This window comes from Clostridium aceticum (assembly GCF_001042715.1).
In the GTDB taxonomy this organism is placed as follows: domain Bacteria; phylum Bacillota; class Clostridia; order Peptostreptococcales; family Natronincolaceae; genus Andreesenella; species Andreesenella acetica.
Genome location: NZ_CP009687.1, coordinates 2612542 through 2637224 on the forward strand (window position 1 = coordinate 2612542; position 24683 = coordinate 2637224).

A 24683-nucleotide genomic window follows, 5' to 3' on the forward strand; every position below is an offset into this window, starting at 1 on the left:
TAGTGTTAGCAAAATTCTTCATTACTCCAAGATCCTTCACTACCCTCAGGATGACAGTTCGAGAGAATTTTGGTAATAATTCTATTAAACTAACGCCTATGATACTTATATAAATGTCTGGGTCTACCTATAGAGCCATATTCAATCTCTAATATTAACTCTTCTAATGAAGCTAGATATTCCAAATATCTCCTTACAGTTACCCTTGAAACCTTCATTTCCTCTGCTACTTCTTCACTGGTAAAGTATTTTTCTTCATGATACTTCATAAATTTTCGTATCCTCTCAAGGGTTTTTTTATGGATACCCTTTTGAAAATCTTTTTCCAGCAAGTCAGTATTTTGTTTCATAATTTTATCAATATCCTCTTGGAAAACAGTGTTCCTATGCTTCAGTACGTGGTACCGTTCAATATAATTATCCAAAGTACTTTTCAGACGTTGGTACTCAAAGGGTTTAATAAGATAGTCTACTGCCCCTAGTTTTAATGCCTCATCAATGCTTTCTGTTTCTTTTGCGGCAGTTACCAAAATCACATCTGTTTTTATGGATCTCCTTCTAACTTCTCTTAAAAAACTGATTCCGTCTAATTTAGGCATATATATGTCTAAAATTACTAAATCTACAGAATGGGTCTTTAAAAAATTTAGCGCTTCTTGTCCATTTCCAGTCACACATACCACTTTAAATCCTTTAACACGCTCAACATATTTTTCATTTAATTGTGCCACCATCGGATCATCTTCCACGATTAAAACATTTATCATATTTTCCCCTCCTTTGGCAAGGTAATCATAAAGGTCGTTCCTTCATACAGCTCAGTGGTAACCTTTATATCTCCTCCTAAGTTTTCCACTGTATTTTTTATTAAAGATAAACCAATTCCGCTGCTCAGTGCCTTTGTTGAAAAACCTCTTTCAAAAATACATGATATATTTTTCTCTGGAATACCTATGCCAGTATCCTTCACTGTGATGGTGATCTCTTCTTTAGATTCTATCAAACTAACTTTAATAACCTTTTCTTCCTTCTCATTTAAACTAATAGCCTCCATAGAATTTTCTATAAGGTTCCCTAAAATTGTCACCAAAACACTGCTGGTAATTTTTCCTTTTTGTTTTTCAAGATAACTCTCTTTTGATATATCCATAACAATCCCTAATTCCTTGGCTCTACTAATTTTTCCTAATAGCAGTCCAGCGATGGTAGTGTCTTTTATTTTTCCTATCACTAACGTCATGATTTGTTGCTGGTTTTTGTTTGTATCAATAATATATCTTTTTACCTCTTCAAATTCCTCAATCTCTATTAATCCCAAGATAACATGTAATTTATTCATAAATTCATGGCTATTGGCCCTTAAGGCCTGTACAATTTGTTTTACGCCTGTAACTTCTTCTGCTAAACGAGTAATCATTGTCTTATCTCTAAAGGTTGCAATAGCTCCTACAATCTTCTCTCCACTTTTTATAGGAACTCTATTACTTATAATGACAGTCTCCTTTAGCAGCTGTTCTCTATCATATTCAGCAACACCTGTTTTTAATACCTGAGGCAATCTAGTATTTGGAAGTAATTTAGTGATTTTTTCTCCAATGATATCTTTTTCTGAAATATGAAGTAACTTTCTTGCAGAATCATTGATCAAAGTTATTTTTTCATCAGTATCAATCGCAATAACCCCTTCATGAATAGCCTCTAACATTCCCTGCTTTTCAACATATAGTTTTGCAATTTCATCTGGTTCTAATCCAAACAGTTTATTTTTAATTTTGTTTGCCAAAAAAATTGCTCCTATTATTCCAAAAAATAATCCTACCAAAGAAGTTAAAATGGCTGTGATAATCCTTTGTTTCTTTATTTCTGCTATAGTTTGGGTAAGTGTTCCTACCATAACAAATCCAAGCTGCTGCTGATTTTCCTCGTCATAAATTGAGGCAAAAGCTCTTACAGCTGTTCCCATAGTGCCTGTAGCTTCAGATATATAGTTCTCTCCTGTCTTTACTACCCGAAGTTCATCTCCCCCAACAAATTTTTCTCCTAATCTTTGAGGATTGGGATGAGCATATCTAAAGCCCTCCATGTCTGCCACTACAATGATCTCAACCTGATTGGTATCCTCTAGTATTTTCTGTACAAATGGCTGTATAGGATTTTGATAATAATCGCCACTTTTCATTCCTTCTACTACATTTGGACTATTTGCTATTACCTTGGCAATATTCATTATGTTCATATTGATCTCCTGCTGCATACTTGATATAATCCATCTTGCAGTAAAGTAGGTAGTCGTATAAATAGAAATAATAGCGATGATTATAGTAAATATGGTTATTTGGGTCTGAAGTTTAAATTGCTTTTTTCTCATGGAAGACTCCTCTTTTCTAGCAACAATAGGTAGGACAATAAGAAATTATTCCTTGTTTATCTATAGCTGCTATAGCTACTCCATTTATAATCTCCTAAATCTAGTATTCTCACCTTCACTGGATTCTGATGTATATATCTAATTACTATATAGAAATACTTGTCACTTTCTGCTACTTCACTTTTATGCCTATCTGAAATAAATGACTTTTTTCTCATACTTAATAAAAATCACCTCAGACTCATTCTACTATCACCTACTGTGACTGTCAACAAGAGTAAGCAGCCCCTAAAAACCCCCTATATTCTTCTTCTCATTTATTTGTCTTGGTATTTCCCTATCCCCACACATATGGCATTTTTGTACTACTCTTTTTTCTACTCATCTGCCTTGAAAACGCCATAATAAATAGCTTAGTTTTAAAAAGATGCTTGCACTATTAGATAAGTTTGACGCCAAATTTAACGAATGATATGGATCTTTTAACAACGAGCTCTTTATATAATAGAAAAAAGCCGCATAAAATGCGGCTTTTAGCATATGATGGGCTTTATAATGTCCTATCCTATTATCTATTCATTCCTAATCTTAAGATGATTGTTCCTTTTTAGCATCAATCTAAAGCAGAAAAACTACTATTTTTTTGCTGCAGCACTTTCCCCTGCAATTCTTCCGAATACTGCTATGTCTGCTAATGCATTTCCGCCTAAACGGTTGGTACCGTGAATTCCACCTGTAACTTCACCAGCTGCATATAATCCTGGTATTACATTTCCATTTGTACCTAGAACCTGTGCACTTTCGTTGATTTCAACACCACCCATAGTATGGTGAACTGTAGGAACACGTGCACCTGCATAAAATGGCGCAGTATCTAGTTTATCTGCAAATAATGTTCTTCCAAAGGCATCTGGGCCACCTTTTTCTACTATCTTATTAAATTCATTTACTGCGTTAACAAGGTTAGCAGGATCTACACCAATCTTTTCTGCAAGCTCCTCAAGAGTGTCCCCTTTAAAAGCTCTACCTTGTGCAATAAGCTCATCAATTGACTCGTTGAAGTTATTTTTCTTATCTCCTGTTGGATAAGAGTGTTTATCAACGATTACCCACATGTAAGCATCTTGCTGCTCCATTAATGCCTTTGTCATAACATCTCTTCTAGCACCCTCATCTACAAAACGATTACCATCTTTGTTAACAAAAATACGGTTTTCAACGCCTTGCTCTATATTTCCACTAAGGCTTCCTGTTACAGGGTCCCCCATTGGAAGTAATTGAATATGCTCTAGCCCTACAAAGTTAGCATCAACAGCTTCAGCTAGTAGTAATCCATCTCCTGTTGCACCTGGATGATTAGTAGTTTTAATTTCAGTAAGAGTAGGCCAATTTTCGTTGTACTTGTCTCTCAGTTCAATGTTAGCACCAAAACCACCTGATGCAAGTACTACACCATTATTTGCATTAAGAATTACTTCTCCTTTTAAGCCTTTTGCCTTAACCCCTACAACTTTTTCGTTTTCTACTATCAATTCAACTGCTTCAGTATCTAATAAAACTTCAATACCATCATTTTGGTTAATGTAGTTCTCATACGTATCTATAAAACCAGTTCCTAGTGGTGAAGAAGGCTTATGAGCTCTTGGCCACAAACCGCCTAAAACAGTAAATACTTCATCGTTAAACTTCATACCCATGCTTTCAAGCCATTCAACAGCAGGATATGCATTATCTGTTAATACTTTTATTAAAGAAGGATTTCCAACCTTATCGCCACCTTCATAGGTTTGCGTATAGTGTTTCTCAGGAGCATCTTCAATCCCTTGAGCAGTCTGTCTTGGAGAACCAGCAGCATTAAGGGCTCCTCCAGAAAGAATGGTATTTCCACCAAGTCTAGGCATTTTTTCGATGACGATAACCTCTGCTCCATTTTGATGAGCAGATACTGCCGCTGCAAGACCTGCACCACCCCCACCAATTACAACAACATCTGTTGTGTATTCTACAGCTTCACCTGTAGCTTCTGCACTATCTCTTTTTACGCTTAAAGCATCAATGTCTCCATCTGCTAATTTAATCGCTTCTGTTACAGCAGCAATAATTGCATTACTTGTAATTGTTGCACCAGATATAGCATCGACAGCTAAGGTTTGGTTTTCTACAATTGCTTTAGGTATTCTTTCTATTGCTGGATCTGTTATACCAGGACTTTCCTTATGATCTAAAATGTTAACAGATTTAATTAGATTTTCATCAACTGTAACCTCTACTTCTATATCTCCATTGTGGCCAGCTGCAGATGCAACATAAGTACCAGCTTTGAACATCGCTGACTCTGGTGATTCTGTAGTCTTAGACTGACAACCTACTACAGCTAGAACCAAAACTATACATAATAAAACAGAAACCATTCTTTTAGATTTTAAAAATTTCATCATGCTTTAATTCCTCCTCTGTCTTCTTTTTAAATTATTTACTCTTTAGTACTTGCCCATTTACTACCTATAATTTTAAAAGATAGTACAAGTACGCCTTACTTTTTAACAATTTCACAAGGATTCAGCTACTAACCACCATGAAATCGTTATATTCACAGAATACATTCAATGAATATATTCACTGAATGTATTCTGTGAATATATTCATTATATGTGATTGTTAATTGTTAGTCAATATATTTTTTACTATCTTTATTACTCTCTCGTAGAAAAACAAACTTTTTCCCTACTTAAGTTTTATAAAAACAGAAGAAATCAAACTATCCAAACGATTTTGGCAATACATATTGCCTGGATCTAAGCAAAAGTCCAACCCCTCAGCAAATTCGTAGGTTTTTGCACTGGCTGTTAAGCCAAATTAGTCAGGTTCACAAGAATATCATCATTGAATGAAAGGGAGTATCTGTGCTTAATATATAACTGATTTGGATCATTTACCGAAGAATATTTATCCAATTGTTAGTCGTTTGTTTATACCAAATTTAAGCAGCTAAATTAGTTTTTATGAAGCTTGATACTTTTCTTTTACAAATATATAATGAAGGTTGCTAGAAAGAAGAAAAATAGGTAGGAAGATGCTGATAGAGAGCGTCAAAAAGAATACCTCGGGGTTATTAAGCATTGCGAAAAATCCCTTTGCCTATCATCTTTTGTGAGAGCAAATGAAGGTGAGCCAGATAAAAAAAATAATTAAGTTGAAAAAATAAAGGAGAAGAGGAGCTGAGCTGTGGATTCTATAGTTTGTTAAACACATACACATATAAGACATAGAGAGGAAGATACGATGAAAAGTATGAAGACAAAGCTAATTATTTATTTTTCTATTTTAATACTATCCATATCAGTTGTTTTAGGCTACATTTCGTTACGCACCGTCAGGCAGGCAGTTACCTCAGAGGTGGAAGAGGCATTGGTATTGTTGGCAGAGGAGGGAAGTCGCTTAACTGCTACTAGGATGGAGGTGCACTATACATATCTAGAAGGGCTTGCCAGTAGAGAGCGCATAAGCAATCCTGAGAGTGACTTGGAAACAAAAATAGCTATTTTGCTGGAGGAAGTGGAAAAGACAGAGAATTTTTTAAGAATTGGCATTTCAGATTTAAAGGGGAATCTATATTTATCGGATTCCTATGGCATTAGGGGAAGCATTGTTGATGTATCAGAGAGAGAATACTATCATGATTCCTTGAGTGGAAAACGAGGCCTACTTCCCCCTGCTATTAGTGTAAATGTTGATGATCATGGTGCACTGATTGTGGTATATTCAGTCCCTGTGACCTATGAAAACAGCATCGTAGGAGTACTAGTGGCTGTAGCAGATGCCAATTTCCTTAATATTCTTTCTGATGATATGGGTTTTGGAGATCAAGGCTATGCCTATATCATTGATGGCAATGGTATAGTGATTGCCCATCCTAACAGAGATCGGGTAGTAAACCAGTTCAACCCAATCCTGGAGGTGGAAAGTAATAGGGAACTAACCTCTCTGGCGCATCAATTCCAGCAGATGCTTGAAGAAAAAAGAGGGGTAAACAGTTATTCCTTTGAGGGTAACGATATTTATGCTGGTTATGCAGGGGTGCAGGGTACCGATTGGATCATGGTAATCACTGCTAATGAAGAGGAAGTGATGGATGCACTACCAAGACTCCAAAGAAATATTGCTCTCATGGTTTTCATCATCTTAATTATCAGTATTATAGTCTGTTATCTTATCGGCTCCTCTATTACAAAACCTGTCATTGCCACAGTCAAGCATGGTGAGAAGATTGCAGCCCTAGATATTACTGAAGATGTTCCAGAGGTATTTTTAAGACGAAGAGATGAGATTGGAACCTTAGCCGCTGGCTTCCAGAACATCACAGATAACTTAAGAGAGTTTGTCCGACAGCTGGCAGATACCTCGCAACTGGTGGCAGCTTCTTCTCAGCAGCTGACGGCCACCAGTCAACAGTCAGCTACAGCAGCGGAAGAGGTGGCAAGGACCATAGAGGAAATCGCAAGAGGTGCTACTGATCAAGCCAAGGATACTGAAATAGGGGTGTTACATATCAATGAATTAGGTGGATTGATCGAAAAGGACCAACAATATATTCAACAATTAAACCTATCCACAGAAGAGGTGGATAATCTAAAAAATCAAGGATTTGAAATTCTAAAGGATTTAGTGGCAAAAACAAAGGTGAATAATGAGTCTACTAAGGAGATCTATGCTATCATTGTTAATACCAATGATAGTGCAGAGAAGATTGAGATCGCCAGCCAGATGATTCGTAGCATTGCGGAACAAACCAACCTGTTAGCTTTGAATGCAGCCATAGAGGCAGCCCGAGCTGGAGAAGCTGGTAGAGGTTTTGCAGTAGTGGCAGAGGAGATACGAAAGCTGGCAGAGCAATCTAATCAGTTTACTACAGAAATAGCCAGTATCATTGAGGAGTTAACCAGCAAGACTACCCATGCGGTGACAACCATGCAGGAGGTAGAAAAAATTGTAGCCTCCCAGGGGGAAAGTGTGGAAATGACCAATAGAAAATTCGAAGGAATTGCCACTGCTATTGAAAAAATCAAAAAAGCTATTGATATAATTAACCAGTCCAGCAAAACCATGGCAGGGAAAAAGAATGAAATTGTTGGCATCATAGAAAATCTCTCAGCTATTTCAGAGGAAAACGCCGCTGGGACGGAGGAAGCTTCCGCTGCGGTGGAGGAGCAAACAGCCTCCATGGAGGAAATTGCTAATGCCAGCGAAGGTTTAGCAAAAATTGCAGAGGAAATGCAGAGGAATATCAATCAGTTCAAAATATAATATAATATTATACTTTAGAAGAAAAAGGAATGTGCTATCATGCTTTAGTGCTTTCCTTTTTTTCTTCCACCACCACTAAAATCAGGATAGTACTCTTAAAGAGGCATAAGGGTTTTATGAAGCTTATATAGAATATATTCAAAAGAGAAGTTAATTTACTTTAAGAAGTTTATTTGTTATAATTTTTTTATTAATGCAGTGAAGGACAGGAGGGAATATTATGACAAAAACTAAGTTAACGAATAGACAAATTCAAGCTCTCAACACTCAAGAAAAAATATATCGAACTGCTGTTGAATTAATAGAAAAAAAAGGTTTTGAGAATATTACAGTGGAAGAAATCTGTAAAACATCAAATGTATCAGTAGGCTCTTTTTATAACTATTTCAAGTCAAAAAACGAAATATTAGATAGGATCTTCAAATTAGCAGATGACTACTTCCTAAACGTTGTAGCTGCAAACATTAAGGGGGTAAATACGAGAGATAAGATAAATGAATTTTTTCTCTACTATGCTAATTATAACGTAGAGCGAGGTGTTGACTTCGTAAAGCAGCTATATACTTTTAAAAGTAATCTTTTTACAACAAAGGGTAGACATATACAAGCTGTACTACAAACTATTATTGAAGAGGGACAAAAGAAAGGAGAACTCTCTACTAATATGGCACCAGAAGAAGCTGTAAGATTTTTATTTATTTCTGTACGGGGGATTGTTTATGATTGGAGTCTGCATGATGGACAATATGATCTTCCTGAGCATGTTACTAAATATGTAAGACTTTTAGTGAAAGTTTTGTAGTAAGCATCAGCCCTTCTATCTTCCTATATAGAACAAATCTTCAAAACAAACGAAAAAAAAACCGTATAAGATACGGTCTTTTTATCATGAATTTCACCATAGTGTCCTCTCAAGATTAAAGTATAGTCGCTGACTTTCAATATATTATATTGAAGCATAAAATTTATTGTTTTTCATAGCAACTTTACTTATAAAAGTATTGGATAATAGCAAGTAGCAATAAGCTACTACCCCATTATTTATTTTGATGGATGGTAATGCTGTCTATACTACACTGAAGAAGAGTAATCAAATCCTTCGGTGCTATCTCAATTTGATAACCTATCTTCCCTGCACTTACAATTATTGTATCTAACACTTCACAAGAGCCATCCAGGACAGTCTTATACGGTTTTTTCATTCCTATAGGTGAACACCCTCCGCGAATATAACCTGTAACCTTATTGATGTCAGTAACCTTGATCATTTCAACAGCTTTCTCCCCTACTGCTCTTGCGGCTGCTTTTAAATCAAGCTCCGCAACAACGGGAATGATAAAAACATAATATTCTTTACTAACTGCTTGTGTAACAAGAGTTTTATAAACCTTTTCAACAGGTTGTCCTAGTTTAGCAGCAACAGACACCCCATCTACTAAGCCATCCCTGTTATTATAAGTGTATGTTTCATACAAAATTCCTGCTTTTTCTAGAATTCGCATAGCGTTTGTCTTTAAATTAGCCAATGTTTATCCCTCACTTAACCATTTTATCCTTTTGCACGCTACTCTTATATCTCATATTAAAATCATGGACATTAACTTAATTCAACTATTTTCAATCCTTTTGAATTTATCATCCTAAGGATAGCAGTGTTATCATCCTTATCTATTCAAAATAAGCTACATGTAATTAATAACACCTAAACTTTATATTCTTTCACATTTTTATCTGATTTTTATACATAATTTACCTCACATGGTATTTTATTTTTAATTCTAACAAGTACTATGTAATTATATATCATTCGTAAAAGTCGGTCAACGAAATCTACTAGTCTCCTACTTGTTTAAAAAATCCTTAAAAATATCTATATTCTCTTACATTTACCTGAAGTGGTACAGACATGTATTTAAGGAGGAACTTAAGCAGTCCAAATAAGTTCTTTTCCTCTTTTTCATGTGTTCATCTATCTAAAGTGGTGCATACTAATTATAAGATTTTGTAGTTATAGAAATCTAATTAAGGTTAAGAATCCATATTTCTATATATAGTCTGGTTATATAAAAGTCTTCTTTTTAAAGGATTCATTAGTTGACTTTATTAAGACCAACATTGGAAATTATAACTTACGAATATATCTTTTCATGTTTATAATTACCTATTTTGGCTATAGAAAGTTAGTACTATCTATCCTGCAAAGAAAGGGGTAATAAGATGCCAGGAAAAATAGTTTCTGTGAATGAAATTATGCGTGCTATTTCATGCTTTAAAGCAGCTCATAAATATCTAGATGACCTACCTTATCATACTTTATATATCTACGAAGCCCTAAGCATATATGGTTTTGATAAAGCAAATAAATTAGTTATTGAAATTTTAAAGGAATATAGAACTATTGACTCTACAATGCAGTCAATAGAACTCCTGGATATTTCTCCAGAGTTCAATGGTAAAGCCTCAATGATTGGATATACTGCCAAACAAAATGTAGATTACTTCTTAGGTGTTCTAAATCAACTTAAAAAGGGAGAAGAAAAGTTTGCAAGTAAGCATTAAAAAAGGCTCCTAGGAGCCTTTTTTAATGCTTACTTGCAGCATCTTGTTATCGTTTTGCACTTTATACCGAGAGCTTATTTATTCCTATAGGCGGAAATTAAATTACTGAGATAAATTCCCCTCATCACTTTCTAACACATACTTATTTTATACTTTTTATTCATAGGCGTTAACTTAACACAATTATTTACACAATTCTCTTGAACTGTCATCCTGAGGGTAGCGAAGGATCTTGGAGTAACGTAGGACGACAAATTATGGTTTAAGCTAACGCCAATGACTTTTCATTAAAAGATATTTACCATATATATAGCAACCATACAAAGAAAGGTCAGGGGTACAAGATACAGATAATTTCTATACAGCTTTTTTAAACCTACTTGAAAATATTCTAAAGTCAAAACCTGGCATAGATGCAAGGGAGAAATATAATAAAATAAAAAAGAAGTAGTAAAAATGAACATAGCATATAAAAGTCTTGTATCATAATTAGGTGCCAATGGCAAAACAATTGGAAACAATATGGCAATCCCTGGCTGGGGTGAAGCCAGTGCTAAACAAATAACACCACATACTATGAATATTAACAATTCTAAAGGCATTCCCTTATCTAAAAAATCACCAAAAAAAACATATATTTCCTCCATACCTGTGACAATATTTCTATAAAATAGGATTCCGAATATAGTCATAATCAAAGGTAGCTTTAATCCTTTATACATAGTGATCAGTGGATTTTCTCCTATATCGTATTTAGTGTCATGTTTTTTATCATGGAAATTTATAGCCACACTCACTCCTATACCTAATAATATTGATATATAAAAAGGCATCGAAAAAGCAAGGGCCCCTAACAAACTAATTAAAATTGGTAAAGCATATAATAAAAATTGTATAACTACTTGTAAGTATTCTCTTTTATTTATTTTCTTTATCTCTGGATCCTTATACTTTCTAATAAAAAGTATGTATCCTAATATATACATAAACAAGCTTATGGGAAACTGAATTTTTATAAGGTCCCAGATAGCAATTTCACCTAATTCCATGGCTAGAATCATGGCAGCGGACAAGGGAAAAATAAGATAAAGTGTATGACGAAACACTAAGTTGATGGTGGCTTTTTCGTCTTTCGACATAGATAACCTATCCCCTAATCTTTCTACCACGGGACAAGACATTAATGCCCCACCATAGACTGAAAGTGTTCCCATAATAGAAGGCGCAAGCAATATGGTAAGTTTTGCACTTCTCAACATAGCTTCTAGTGCAACTACCATTCGATCTAGAATCAAATACTTATCCATTAAATATGCTAAAATCGTAATCAAACCTACAGTTGCAACCAAGGTAATCGTGGTTGCACTTTTGACGGTCATAAAAAATGTCTTTAAAATATAGGACATATCCTTACCGTTCAATAAAGCTAATAAGATGGCTGCCGCCATCATAGAATAACCCATATTTACCTTTTTGTTTACTAAAAACAATATAACTGCTAATGAAATCCCCAATGAAAATACTATCATGTCAATCATCCCTTTGTGAAAAATTTATGTGTACTATAATAATTTATATCATAATATAATGAAATTTTAAATATTTATTTTAAATCTTTTTAAAATTATCACGCTCCTTCTTTCTTAAAATCATCTTTTTTTATTTAATGGAATATACATATATAGTCAATAATTCATCCCCTAACATCATTGTCTTCCTTAAGACACCCATAGAACAAAGTAGCAATCTATCAATCTTTCCATTATTACGATATAATGTAATATATTTCCACGAAGGAAGTAGATAAATTTCTTTTAATATATAGATAAATAAGTTAAAACTTTAATTTTGATATACACGGTCTACGGTTTCGCCCCAAAACCGTGGGCTGCAAATGTAGCCCTTAGTATATCAAAATTAAGTCCTGATGTTGTTTATCTATAATAACTTTTAAATTTTTCTAGTGTAGCTATCATAGAAAATTAATGAGGAGGTTGGTTTATGGAAGGAAATAATATCTTTATTGAGGAAAATTTCTTGTTAAGGCAAGCGGCAAGGAGACAGCTAAAGGGCAATTGGGGTTCTGTGGTATTACTGTGTTTGATTTATTCTGCTTTAAGTGGTTTACCTATGGCGATTGACAACTTAGGTTCCATCGTTAGTTTTTTAATCTCTGGTGCTTTGACATTAGGTCTTGTTTCCTGTTTCATAAAGCTTGTAAGAAATGGAACTTTTCAGTTTGAAAATTTATTTGATGGTTTTAAAAATTTTTTTTCAGCACTAATTTTACAATTTCTTATTGGTTTATTTACCTTTCTTTGGTCATTGCTGCTTATAGTACCAGGGATTATTGCCTGCTATAGATATGCCATGGCATTCTATATTTTAAGTGATCATCCTCAGATGAGTGCTAAAGCTGCTCTTGATGCCAGCAAAAGAATGATGATAGGTTATAAATGGAAGTTATTTTGCCTTCATTTCAGCTTTATTGGCTGGGCATTCTTAGCGATACTCACGTTCGGCATTGGGTTTCTATGGCTGATCCCTTATATGAAAGCCTCGCAAGCAAATTTTTATGAAAGTCTTAGAAGGGTCTCAAAGATATAGGATTATCATAGGCAATTTATACAGGGCTTAGGATCTTCTCCTTTGCCCTTACTTTTTCAAGGATAGTGATTATTCTAAGCCTATTCCTCAGTAAAGCGTGTTATAGAAATCTATTGGGGCACATAGATCCATTTCGAGATAAAAAATGAGATTATGCGCCCCTTTTAAGGTTTTAACCTTAGGTTCTTAAGGTAATTTTTCTACTTTTTTAACAGCATTGTCCCTATAATAATAAATATATCCTTGACGATTTGGATTCTTTAATGAAACAAAAACCCTCCAGCCCTCATCCTCTGGTGTATTATATATTCTTCTTATTTCCTGTATCTCTTCATCATAACCTTCCTCTATCTTAAGGTAAGCCTCCACCACCCGTTCTTGCTTTGATATCCCTTCCATCGGTTCTCCTAAATAGTTCATTGTTATTATAAAAACAGCAATGCCACTACAGATAGCCAAGAAAGCTGCTAAGGTCTTCTTACTTCCCCTTTTCCCCATCTCATACACCTCTCTAAGGCTCACACCTATAAAAGGTCCTAGCATAGCAAAATAAGGGATTGGCCTTAACAAATGTTTATTAATATGCTTCACTATAAGAAATAATAGGGTGCAAAAGATAAGATGTTTAAAAATAATAAAATATTCATTTTTCTTATATCTTTTTTCGATGAAATCTCCTATGGCTATCGCCAAGGCCATAATAAAAATAACATAGATAAAATCACGTAGGTGTTCTGTAGCATCATACATAAGTAAAGTCATTGTTAATCCTATAGGTATATTAATAAAAAAGATGGTAAATCTACGAATTTTTGCTTCGTCATCCTTCCACTTTTCTTTCTTGCCGTTTAAAACAATAGCCATGATGAAAGAGAAGACTAGAAGAACAATACTGATCTTCATTAAAGTTTGCATTTTCCCTGCCCCTTTCTTTTCGTCGTCTTTACGCCAGAATCTTATCTCTAAAGTAGTTCTATGATCTTCATCGGATTACTCCACTGTTATAATGTTCTACATAGAGACATAAAAATCCTTTGAAAATTCAATGCAACTTCTCCATCACAATGTTCTTATAAAACTATCTAAATCGAATCCTGCGAATAATCCCGTTTTCCACAAAAACTCTACTATCCAGTGTAAATATTTGAGGTTCATACATCACTATACTTCTGCTATCACCGCTCCAAGAAATGATAGGCATTCCGGGGTACTCTGCTACATCCTCAGACACTAGTATTCTGTCCTCTAACCTATCCTCAACAATTTTTGCTGCATATATCTTCCAAAATCTTCTGCTTTTTTCATCTCTAAAATAAGTAGCATAAACTATTTTTTTATTATCTGGTGAAACCCAAAATGAAATCAAGGAGCCTTCCCCATCAGCAATTTTAGTAAATGTTTTACCATCATCATGATAAATATACAGTCCATTTTCTCCCCGTATATTTCCTAAAAACACAATTCTATTTCCTCCATCGATTACTCTATAGGGGTAATTTCTTACAAAGTTTCCATCCCCTTCATCTGGCAGTGCCATCACAAGTTCTATATTTTCGCTATCTACTTCTAACTTATATATACCTGATACTTCATTTTTCCATCCAACAAAAAATATCTCTTTTCCATCCTCCGTAAAAATATGACCTAGGGTATTTACTCTAAATATATCACTGTTTATTTTAACTTTATGGAATTGATTGTTTTCTACCTCAAGGGTGATTATACTCTGTCCTCCATCCTCTATACCCAATCCTACTATATATCTGCTATCTTCAGACCAACCTCTATAAAACACATTTTCTGGCTTCATGTCTGGATCAATATTTGCATCAATATTTATGATAGATTGATTGTGCAGATCATATACGATGGCAGGCTTAGAGATTTCCAAAGATTTATCCATCATGTAAGGAATATGCATCAACTTTCTACCATCAGGTGACAGAATAGGTGACATTTCTGAAGGGTCAAAAGAAACTTCGTTTGTCTTCACAGGTGTTACTTCAAGCGTATTAAGATTGATTTTGAACAAAGGTCCCTTAACCGTATTAATAAATTCAACTTCTTCTCTATTTCCAAGAGGCTTACGATATCTACCATATAATTCTTCAGTATCACTTCTGCTCAAACCGATTCTAGCAATTACTTCACTGTTTCCTACTGCTCCTATAAATTCATTTATTCCTTTTATACTGTTCACTTCTTCTCTTGCTATTATTTGCAAGGGTTTGTCTTCATCATGATCCTCTAAATTCTTCATATCTGTAGCTACAATGATAGGTTCCTGTGTTTCGATAATCTCTTTTGTGAAGGATTGGTATGCAATGATTGATACGAGTCCTAATAATCCTACGATCACTACCTTTGTTAACCACTTCTCTGTTTTTATTCCCATTAAAATTCCCCCTATGTTTTATTCTATCCATAGTATACTTAAAAATAGTTGCCGTATTTTAAACAGATGTTTCTGTTTTGTAAACATTTTGAGGAATTTTAATCCAGACAGTGGTTCCCATCTGCTCTGTACTGCTAATCTTAATCTCACCATGATGCTTATCAATGATTTCTTTGACAATGTCTAAACCTAAGCCATACCCCTCCGTTTCAACAAAATCTGACTGATTAATACGATAAAATCGTTTGAAAATTTTATGTAATTTATCTGTAGGTATACCTTTACCTTTATCTTCAATCGTAATATGGCAATCCTCACCTTCTGTAAACAGTTTGACTGTAATGTTGGAGTGTACATCTCCGTATTTTATTGAATTGTCCAAAAGATTTATGACTACCCTTCTTAACTCAGCCGAATTGCCTATAGTAACAATATTCTCTTCAATCTCTCTTTTGATAAATATTTGGTATTTATCTGCCTTTATTTTCATATCCTTACAAGCACTATCAACAACCTGAGATAAATTAATTTTCTCAGTATCTCTGATAGTCGTACTTGATTTTTCTTTGGATGCCTCCAGTAACTGCAATACCATTTTATGCATATTTTCGCTTTCTCTTTTAATTTTCCTGACACTTTTCTGTAAAAACTGAGGATCTTCAAAGTTTTGGTCAATTAATATTTGGCAGTAGCCTGAAATAATCGTTAGAGGTGTTTTCATCTCATGGGTGATGTTATCAAAAAAGGCTTTTCTAAAACCCTCAATTTTTCTCAAGTTATCTCTATCGAAGGCTATAATATCTATTTGTTGCTTTATCTGCTTATTCATCTTAACAAAACTCTTTGCAAGTTCCCCTACTTCATCATTAGAATCCACATCAATTTTTACATCAAATTCCCCTTCACCTATCTTTTTCGTTGCCTTTGTCAATTTTTCAATAGGGCTAGAAATTTTTTTGGAAAGTAGTATCATAAACAAAAGGATCGTTCCAAATATGATAAGCACCAAGGTGTTAATCATATTTAGCAAATCCTTGCTGGAGCTAAAGACCTCTGAGTAATCTAATATACACCTTACTATCCCAATCCTTTCTCCAATCCCCAATATTGGGGAAGTATAAACCACCAAATATTTGTCCTTTACAGGAACTACTACAAAAGAAGATATATCTTCAGTAGCCATTCTTAAATCCTCATACCCTATATCCTTATTTTCATTGTCTAAATCCTCATAATTTAAAATAATGCCATTAGCATTAGCAGTATCTGCTAAAAAATCACCTTTCCTAGAATAAGCAATAACCCTTGCTTCAATTTTTGAGGATAGCTTCTCAGCAAAATCATTTGCATGATTCTCAAAACTGGTATCATCCATACTTATATCTTCCAACTCAAAATACTGCTCTACATGTAAGAATAGTTCTTTTTGAAAGGATAATAGACTACGTTTAATCATACTATTGTTGGTATCTACCACTGCCTTATTTAAATAGAAGCTCATTACAGCATAACCAATACAAAAAATAAATAAAAATCCAATCATCAATTTATATCTAATGGATATTTTCATAAATCCAAACCTTTCCTATTGAATTTTATAACCAAACCCAAATACAGTCTGAATAAAAGAATGTTCTTTATCACAGGCTAACTTCTTTCTTAACCTCTGAATGTGCACATCAACAGTTCTGCTACCTCCTTGAAAATCATAGCCCCATATTGCCTCCAAAAGTTTATCTCTAGAAAACACTTTTCCTTTATTATCTGCCAGCATAATCAGCAGCTCGTATTCTTTGGGCTTCAAGTGTATCCTTTTTTCCCCTATAAATACCTCATGCCGATCCTTAAAAATCTTTACATCATCTCTAAGACTTATTATATTTTCTTTTCCTTCTTCTGTACTTTTTACCTGTTCAATCCTTCTTAAACAAACTTTTATTCTAGTGATGACCTCTCGAACATCAAAGGGTTTTGTAATATAATCATCCGCCCCAATCTCCAGTCCTAACAACTTATCCATCATATCATCCTTTGCTGTTAACATGATGATTGGTGTTTTATACTCTGTGGATATTTTTCTGCAAATATCAAATCCATTTATATCCGGCAGCATTAAATCTAGTAATATCAAATCAATAGCATTGTTTTTTATTGTCTCATAACCCACCTGTCCTGTTGAAGCTTCGTAGACCATAAAGTTTTCCTTTCTTAATGCAAAAGATAATATTTCTCTTATTGACTCGTCATCCTCAATGATTAATATATTGTTCATACTTCCCCCCCTTATATGCCACAATTATATAACATATTTGTTGCCAATTTGTTAAAACTATATCTTTTCTCAAAAAACCCCTGTTTCATTACTCAAGTAACGAATATACAGGGGATTTTTATCCATCTTTTTTCGAGATTACATTTCACTTTTAATAACTTGTACTAATTTTCTTATTTCTATTTCATGAGCATTAACTTAATACAGTTACTTTATTTCCAAAATTCTGTTAACCTATCATTCTGAGGGTAACGAAGGATCTTGGAGTAACGAGGAACTTTGCTGCCCTCAGGATGACAAGTTATGGTTTAGGTCAACACGAATGATTCCTACTGGAATCTTATAGATGTGTATCGCTAAATTTTAGTATGCTAAGAGCTACATTTGCAGCCTAGCCCAAAGTTTACTTTAACTATCAGCAGTAATATCCATAATTAAAAAAGTAATATCATCCTCAATTGACTTGGTTTTGGCTGTAGAGCGAATTTCTTGATTAATATCCTTCCTCAGTACCGCAGCAGTGCTGTTTTTATTTCCGTATAATATTTTTTGTAAAGTTTCCTCTTGCAAAAAGGTATTGTGGTTAAAGTTTCCTATCAGACCATCTGTGTAGAAAACAATGCGATCTCCTGCATATAATTGTACTTGTGCTTCTAAGTACTCTGGTGTAAATACACCCCCTAGCTTGCATATAGGAAAACCTTGGCTTTTATCCAACATCTCTACTTCCCCTGAATTACGAAGCAAAATCGGTGCTGTATTCATTCCAGCAGAACAATAAGAAAATACGCCTGTAACTTTATTATAGATGCCATTTAAAATAGCTATATGCATTTCAATAGGAAAGTTTGATTTGTTAAATTCAGTATAAAGATGATGTAAAGTCTCTTGGCAGCCTAGCATTTCACTTTTAATAAAAGTATTATTTTTATAAGCAACGACCCGTTCTGTAAAGATGGTCATCATAGCAGCTGATGGACCATGCCCAGCAACATCTGCAATATAGATGCCTATATTCTCGTCATCAATCTCATAGATGTCGTAAAAATCTCCACTAACATTTTGACAAGGAATAAATTCAGAAACGAAGGTCACATTACCTAGTTTTAATGTTTTAGGCGGCAGCAATGATTGCTGGATTCTTCTAGCATACTGTAAATCCTTTATAATTTTTTCATTGGCATCTTCAAGAGCCTTTGTCCTCTCCTGCACTAAATCCTCTAAGTTTTCCGCATATTTCTTGATTTTATCTGTAGCACAGCTAAGTTTTATATAAGGAGAATCCAGATTATTAATAAATATAGCTCTAAAGATCAAGTAGGAACTAATCACTTTGTATATATGTCCCACCATATTGTAACTATCGTGTACATTAGAATATAAAGTAAAGGAGACTTCGCAAAAAATTCCAAAAGATAAACCAACTGCTATTTGTATGAAAACAACATTTTTGGTATCTCTATAATCCCTTAAAAATACCAGCATAGCTATTCCTAGAAGAAGCATGACAATATATTCTAATGCTATTTTGAATGTAGTTAATCCCTGCCCTTCAATAAACATAGCAGGAAATAGGTTGATATGATAGCTAACTAAATAAAAGATACTAAAGATTATCCCCAAACTTGCCAGTACATAATAAAATCTATTATGAATCACCAGTTTATTAACAGGTACTAAAGCAGAACCTAACATGCCTATTGCAAAGATCAGCCGTCCTATCATCCAATAGGTGGTAGCTATAGGGACAGAAGCATCTACAAAAAAACCAGGCATACCACTATAGGTCATGGTATGGAAAAAGTCTACAAACCCTACGATGAAAAAGGTGCAAAAAAACACAATCAGCCTAGCTCTTTTATTTTTAAAGTAAGTATAGTAGGTAATGATAAAAATAGAAAAGTAGATCACGATGGTGAAAAATTCTAAAAAAGTATGATAGTATAGAAAAGATTGCGTTTCAAAAACAACGTACCATTTTTCTCCGTATATTCCCACTAGCTGAAATATAATCAACAATCCTAACCAAAGTAAAAATAAGAATACATAATTTTTATCTATATTGATGCTTTTATTTTTTAGTGTTAGCATGTATTTTCCACCTTTATTTTAGTAAGTTCTCTTAAGTTCCATAATACTTATTATTTCGTCATAAATACTAATAATCCTCTTTAACTTTCCATTTTTTGTATTTATTTTTATATGTAAATCATAGGCGCTAACTTAATACAATTATCTCTAAGATTCTCTCAAACTGTTATCCTGAGCATAGCGAAGGATCTTGGAATAACAAAGGATGACAAATAATGGTTTAGGTTAACGCTAATGATATGTAAATAAATAAAGATCTTAATTAAGATCTTTATTTATTCAGTATTTATTCTTATTTTATGTCTGCAACTTAATGAACCATAACCTCAGATTTTCTCTAAAAACTCATCAAATCCATCACTGAGATACTGGATCTGATACAGAAGGATGATCAAAAAAGTCTTTAATGATTGTTTGGACTCTCTCTATTTCTCCTTGAGGAATTTTTTCATACCAAGCCCCATTATGATAATACCCTTCTCCTTGTAATGAAGTGGTTTCTAGATTTGCAGGATTAAATGAAGCAAATACTCTAATAAGCGTTTCTAGTTCTTTTGGTGTAAGGGATGTTTTTACGTTGTCACTTAATATCGTCATCATATCGGTAAGTCTAGTTACTACCCTAAATGGTGTTACCTTTTCTGCTAAAGCTGCTAAAGCTTGTTGCTGTCGTTCCATACGATTATAGTCACTTGCATGCCTTCCATCATTGCTTTGGCGAAAGCGTACAAAATCTAGAGCATTCTTTCCATCAAGCACTTGTTTTCCCGGCGTCAATCGAATACTTGTCCCATCAATTGGATCATCATATTCCATTTTCCTGGTTACTTCAACCTCTATGCCACCCATTAAGTCTACCAGTTCAATAAATCCTTCAAAATCTACTGATACAAAACCCTGTAGCTCAATATCTAACCAACTCTCCACTGTCTCCATCATCAGCTTCGAACCCCCCAGAGGGTAGGCAGCATTTATTTTGTTCATTCGATAACCTGGTATTTGCACGTAGGAATCTCTCGGAATAGATATAAGGGATACTTTTTTCTGTTGAGCGTCGATTAAAGCCAGCATCATCGTATCAGAACGCCCCCCATCATTAAGCTGCTTTCGTGCACTAATTCCATATAAAAGCATAGCAAAGGGCTCTTTTCCTAATGATTCAAGTTCAATATTTCCATCATTGCTATCATCCTTATCCCCATCACTATTTTCGGCTATTGAAATTGCTTGAAGTGTAGCCTTATATTGCCGGTAAAGATTAATGCCATACGTTGATGCCGTAAACAGTATGAAACATATAAAAATCACAAAATATTTTTGCCACTTTTTCATTACTTTGCCTCCTCTATACTGCCACCATTTCTTATGTCTTTGTCATAAGCCTTAACTCAATACAGTTATTTCCGAAATTCTGCCCAACTGTCATCCTGAGGGTAGCAAAGGGTCTTGGAATAACAAAGGATGACAAATTATAGTTTAAAATAACGTTATAGATAAACAACACCAGGACTTAATTTTGATATACTAAGGGCTACATTTGCAGCCCATGGTTTTGGGGCGAAACCCTAGACCGTGTATATAAAATTAAAGTTTGAACTTGCTTATCTACAATCATGTCTTTATAAAAGTATTATATCAAATTTCCACAATATTAGCACGCCCTAGAAGGTCATCTACCAAATGATACTATCTTCTCCAAATACCTCAAAGGGTATATAAAATTGCCACACATTTTGATGATCAGGATTCATTTCCCTTGATCTTAAAAGGATATACAAACTATGTTCGTCAAGGAAAAAATCAGCATGATCAATTGCTTTATCTAGATCTTGCATTTCTGATTTAAACAGCTTTATATCATCTGCCTGAGAGAAAATATTATCTTTTATTATTTGCTTATAGTCAACTTCTTCCTTAAATAAGTCTTTCAAACCCAGTTCTTGCCCTGTCTCTATATCAAAACAATGGTTTTTTCTTTCTTCCTGTGACATATGTCCACCGAAAAACGTCACATCATAACTCATAATACACAACAGGCCGCCTACGTTGGCGGTAATATCCAGATACCTGCTTCTCTCAGCAGGTACTTCTCTATCTGAAGAACCATTATATATTTTTATGGCCTCTTCTTTGAAATCCTCCATATCCAATTCTCCAAATAAAGCGTTTAACTTCCTTTCTAGTATCTCATTTTCTAGACCTTCAAAAGCTATTGTCTGAACCATGATCCTATATTGAGGTTTTTCTTCACGAATAAAACTATTGCTAATATCAATGGGGTTGGGCAGTAGTTTTTTATGCAGCATTTCTTTCTCATAAACATCATTTGCATCACTAAGGTATTTATCATAAACAGCAATAGCACCATGAAAGGCTCTAAAGGGAAGAGTGATGTATTGTCTAGTATCAATAAATTCACTGTTTCTTTCATCAAATATAATCGTCAACATACTATCCGATATATAGAATGGCTGATTCTCGTCAATGCCTTGGAAGGGTCTACTAAGAATTTCCTCCTCAAGATGGTTCTTTAATATATACTGAACCACCCCTTCATTGACCATTTGAGTTCCATCAGCACCTTCTACAAACAGATCTTTTATACTAAGCTTATCACCTGTTGTTAAATCATACAAATAGGTCTGGACTTTATATTCATACTCGCCATCACTAAGGATTTCATTATAATGAATAGTGATTGATAAGATATTGTTGTAGTTGGCAGGTATAGAAAAACCCCACCATTTTTCAATCTTTTGTATTGGCGTATTCAATTCAGCAGATTCTTTGTTTAGCATAAAGAGAGCGTTATCAATATAGTTTTGAGCCTCTTTCCACAACTCCTTATTGATTTTATCTTCAATACTTTTGTCCAGGAGCCCTTTTATCTCAGGACAGCTCACCGATATATTACAGCTAGGTGACTCTTTTGTATACTCCCTTGACTCAACTTCAATAGCATTTAAATAAAGGTATTTCCTTGGTTCAACAGGTTGAAATGAAACTATACCTTCACTAGCAGCGTTCTCTGTCCTTACTACAGGTTCTGAATAACATGAAGTAAAGATAAAAGATGAGATGATTAGTATTGCAAGTAATTTAGTTTTAATCATATCCATCACCTCATTTCACTGAAATATATCCACTTTCCTCTGCTACCTTTTGTCCCTCCTGACTTAAAAGCCATTTAAGCAGAAGCCTTGCGGAAGAATCCGCTGCTTCATCTTTTCTCAAAACTGCATAGTAGGCACTGCTGAGGGGATACCTATTGCTCTTGATGGTTTCTTTATCAGGTTTTACACCATCCACTCCAATAAGCTTTATGGTATCTCTGGTATACATTGTATTGGCATAATAATATACTGAATAACCTAATGCCTTTTGGGAATTGTCATAACCTGCTACCCGCTCAATCAGCTCTCCCATGCCTTCGGGTTTAAACTCTGTTGGAGCATCCATTATCTCTAAGTTCTTCATCACCAGATTTTCCATGATGGTCTGACTCCCGGAATTTTTAGGACGTTGATAAGGTATGATCTCTATATCTTCTCCCCCAACCTCTTTCCAGTTGGTGATCTTGCCTTGATAGATATCTTTAATTTCTTGTAGTTTTAGGGAGCTTATGGGATTTTGTGTATTGACTAGAAATACAAAAGCGTCCTTTACTACAGGAATAACCTCAAGCTCAATTCCCTTCTCCCTAGCCAGTCGAAGCTCTTCATCAGAAGGTTCTGTCACGAAAATAATGTCTGCATCACCTTCTATCAAGTTTACATAGGCAGGATGGGTTTTATTGTGTACTACAAAACTTTTTGCTTCATCTTCCGTCATTTCAAGTAACCCCATTACGATTCCCTCTGATAAGGGTATGGTAGCGGTTGAACCGTCAATTTTAGGAAAACTTTCCTGAGTAAAGTTTACTTTAACTGGATCACTTAAAACACCCTCTTTGCCAGTGGGCTGAGTAGACCCACAGGCAACTAGTACAAAAATTCCAGCCAATAATAACAATGTAAATAAATTCATTTTTCTTTTCAAATCTCATCACTCCTTTTCCATATTATTCTATCTTTTTCACCTCTAGTTGTATTATATAAAAGCATCCTATTTCAATAGACGCTCATGGCCAAATAAAAGTTTCAAATTTATGGAAAAAGTTTTTATCTCCAAAGGACATAAAAAAACCTCTACTGTATCAAGTGAAATAACTCAATACGCCAGAGGTTTTCATAAGCAAATCCTGTAACTATTTTGATTTTCTCCCACTACTTCTCTATAAGCTTTCCAAGATTGCGGGATTTGTTACTACTACTTAAAATAGACTGTATAACTGCTGAACGCATTCCCCCATCTTCTAGAGCCTTAACACCTTCGATGGTTGTGCCTCCAGGTGAACACACCATATCCTTTAATGCTCCTGGATGTATTTCTGTATCCAAGATCATTTTAGCTGCTCCTAACACAGTTTGAGCTGCTAAACGGTAAGCTGTCACTCTTGGCAGTCCCTCAAGCACAGCACCATCCGTCAGTGCTTCAATGAACATAGCAGCATATGCCGGTCCTCCTCCGCTAAGTCCAGTTACTGCATCAATTAATTTTTCAGGAACCCATTCTACGATTCCTACAGATTCAAATATTTTTTCTGCTTCTCTCTTTTCCTCTTCAGTAAAAGTAGTATCAGAACAAAACACAGTAGCCCCCGCTCCCACCATAGCTGGTGCATTAGGCATAGTCCGTAACACACGAATATTTGCATTTGCCCACTGGGATAAAGTATCACCACTGATACCTGCAACAATTGAGATCAATGGCTTTCCATCAAGGTATTGCCCTATTTCATTTAAAACAGCCTTTGTAATATTGGGTTTTACACCAAGAAGTATCATTTCAGATGTACTACAAACTTCTGCTAAATCAGCAGCAATCTCTACACCCTTCTCTCTAGCATGATTCTTTGCTTTTTCATTGATGTCAAAGACAATCATAGCAGAAGCTTCTAATACGCCACTGTCAACAATACCATCTAATATAGCCCCTGACATATTACCACAGCCAATAAATCCTAGTTTCTTTTTACTCATATAAAT

General features: G+C 34.6%; 19 protein-coding genes. 4 read left to right on the top strand and 15 right to left on the bottom strand.

Features of this window, described 5'->3' with window-relative positions; translation table 11 throughout:
• Positions 1 to 89: 89 nt before the first annotated feature.
• From CACET_RS12170 to CACET_RS12180, 4 genes are all read right to left on the bottom strand, one after another.
• Complete coding sequence (locus tag CACET_RS12170) at positions 90 to 767, bottom strand: response regulator (RefSeq protein WP_044824794.1); 678 nt, start codon at positions 765 to 767, stop codon at positions 90 to 92.
• The gene (gene dcuS, locus CACET_RS12175; RefSeq protein WP_044824793.1) at positions 764 to 2368 is read right to left on the bottom strand and encodes a DcuS/MalK family sensor histidine kinase; all 1605 of its coding nucleotides are present in this window, start codon (positions 2366 to 2368) and stop codon (positions 764 to 766) included. The genes CACET_RS12170 and dcuS overlap by 4 nt, the downstream gene beginning before the upstream one ends.
• Positions 2369 to 2424: 56 nt before the next feature.
• The gene (locus CACET_RS20510) at positions 2425 to 2586 is read right to left on the bottom strand and encodes a hypothetical protein (protein WP_158386053.1); all 162 of its coding nucleotides are present in this window, start codon (positions 2584 to 2586) and stop codon (positions 2425 to 2427) included.
• Positions 2587 to 3003: 417 nt separating this feature from the next.
• Positions 3004 to 4806, bottom strand: coding sequence for a flavocytochrome c (locus tag CACET_RS12180; protein ID WP_044824792.1), 1803 nt, complete (start codon positions 4804 to 4806; stop codon positions 3004 to 3006).
• Between the two features lie 844 nt (positions 4807 to 5650).
• On the opposite strand from CACET_RS12180, the gene CACET_RS12185 reads away from it, so the two are divergent.
• Complete coding sequence (locus CACET_RS12185; RefSeq protein WP_044824791.1) at positions 5651 to 7672, top strand: methyl-accepting chemotaxis protein; 2022 nt, start codon at positions 5651 to 5653, stop codon at positions 7670 to 7672.
• Between the two features lie 220 nt (positions 7673 to 7892).
• Positions 7893 to 8474, top strand: a complete 582-nt coding sequence (locus CACET_RS12190) for a TetR/AcrR family transcriptional regulator (RefSeq protein ID WP_044824790.1) — start codon at positions 7893 to 7895, stop codon at positions 8472 to 8474.
• Between the two features lie 235 nt (positions 8475 to 8709).
• Here the strand turns inward: CACET_RS12190 and ybaK are convergent, their stop codons facing one another.
• Positions 8710 to 9174, bottom strand: coding sequence for a Cys-tRNA(Pro) deacylase (ybaK, locus tag CACET_RS12195; RefSeq protein ID WP_479722673.1), 465 nt, complete (start codon positions 9172 to 9174; stop codon positions 8710 to 8712).
• A 715-nt stretch (positions 9175 to 9889) separates the two neighbouring features.
• Here ybaK and CACET_RS12200 point away from each other — a divergent pair.
• The gene (locus CACET_RS12200; protein WP_044824788.1) at positions 9890 to 10231 is read left to right on the top strand and encodes a hypothetical protein; all 342 of its coding nucleotides are present in this window, start codon (positions 9890 to 9892) and stop codon (positions 10229 to 10231) included.
• A 287-nt stretch (positions 10232 to 10518) separates the two neighbouring features.
• Here CACET_RS12200 and CACET_RS12205 read toward each other — a convergent pair whose 3' ends face one another.
• Entirely contained in the window at positions 10519 to 11760 is a 1242-nt protein-coding gene (locus CACET_RS12205; protein WP_044824787.1) for a DUF401 family protein, read from the bottom strand.
• Positions 11761 to 12232: 472 nt separating this feature from the next.
• Between CACET_RS12205 and CACET_RS12210 the strand changes: the two genes are divergently transcribed.
• Positions 12233 to 12838: a DUF975 family protein gene (locus CACET_RS12210; protein WP_044824786.1), complete on the top strand. Its 606-nt coding sequence runs from the start codon at positions 12233 to 12235 to the stop codon at positions 12836 to 12838.
• A 186-nt stretch (positions 12839 to 13024) separates the two neighbouring features.
• Here CACET_RS12210 and CACET_RS12215 read toward each other — a convergent pair whose 3' ends face one another.
• From CACET_RS12215 to proC, 9 genes are all read right to left on the bottom strand, one after another.
• Positions 13025 to 13753 carry a hypothetical protein gene (locus CACET_RS12215; protein ID WP_044824785.1) on the bottom strand — a complete coding sequence of 243 codons (729 nt, stop codon included), beginning with the start codon at positions 13751 to 13753 and terminating at the stop codon, positions 13025 to 13027.
• 163 nt (positions 13754 to 13916) lie between these two features.
• The gene (locus tag CACET_RS12220; protein WP_044824784.1) at positions 13917 to 15233 is read right to left on the bottom strand and encodes a TolB family protein; all 1317 of its coding nucleotides are present in this window, start codon (positions 15231 to 15233) and stop codon (positions 13917 to 13919) included.
• Positions 15234 to 15291: 58 nt separating this feature from the next.
• The gene (locus CACET_RS12225) at positions 15292 to 16776 is read right to left on the bottom strand and encodes a HAMP domain-containing sensor histidine kinase (protein WP_158386055.1); all 1485 of its coding nucleotides are present in this window, start codon (positions 16774 to 16776) and stop codon (positions 15292 to 15294) included.
• 42 nt (positions 16777 to 16818) lie between these two features.
• Positions 16819 to 17505: a response regulator transcription factor gene (locus CACET_RS12230; protein WP_044824782.1), complete on the bottom strand. Its 687-nt coding sequence runs from the start codon at positions 17503 to 17505 to the stop codon at positions 16819 to 16821.
• Between the two features lie 408 nt (positions 17506 to 17913).
• On the bottom strand, positions 17914 to 19596 hold the full coding sequence (locus CACET_RS12235) for an MASE3 domain-containing protein (RefSeq protein ID WP_044824781.1): 1683 nt from the start codon (positions 19594 to 19596) through the stop codon (positions 17914 to 17916).
• Between the two features lie 357 nt (positions 19597 to 19953).
• Positions 19954 to 20928 (bottom strand): LCP family protein, encoded by a 975-nt coding sequence (locus tag CACET_RS12240; RefSeq protein WP_052661415.1) that lies wholly within the window; start codon positions 20926 to 20928, stop codon positions 19954 to 19956.
• A gap of 341 nt (positions 20929 to 21269) precedes the next feature.
• A complete protein-coding gene (locus CACET_RS12245) occupies positions 21270 to 22709 on the bottom strand; it encodes a PdaC/SigV domain-containing protein (protein WP_044824780.1) in 1440 nt (479 codons plus the stop codon).
• A gap of 10 nt (positions 22710 to 22719) precedes the next feature.
• Entirely contained in the window at positions 22720 to 23634 is a 915-nt protein-coding gene (locus tag CACET_RS12250; protein ID WP_052661414.1) for a PstS family phosphate ABC transporter substrate-binding protein, read from the bottom strand.
• Positions 23635 to 23861: 227 nt separating this feature from the next.
• The gene (gene proC / locus CACET_RS12255; protein WP_044824779.1) at positions 23862 to 24677 is read right to left on the bottom strand and encodes a pyrroline-5-carboxylate reductase; all 816 of its coding nucleotides are present in this window, start codon (positions 24675 to 24677) and stop codon (positions 23862 to 23864) included.
• Between the last annotated feature and the right edge of the window lie 6 nt (positions 24678 to 24683).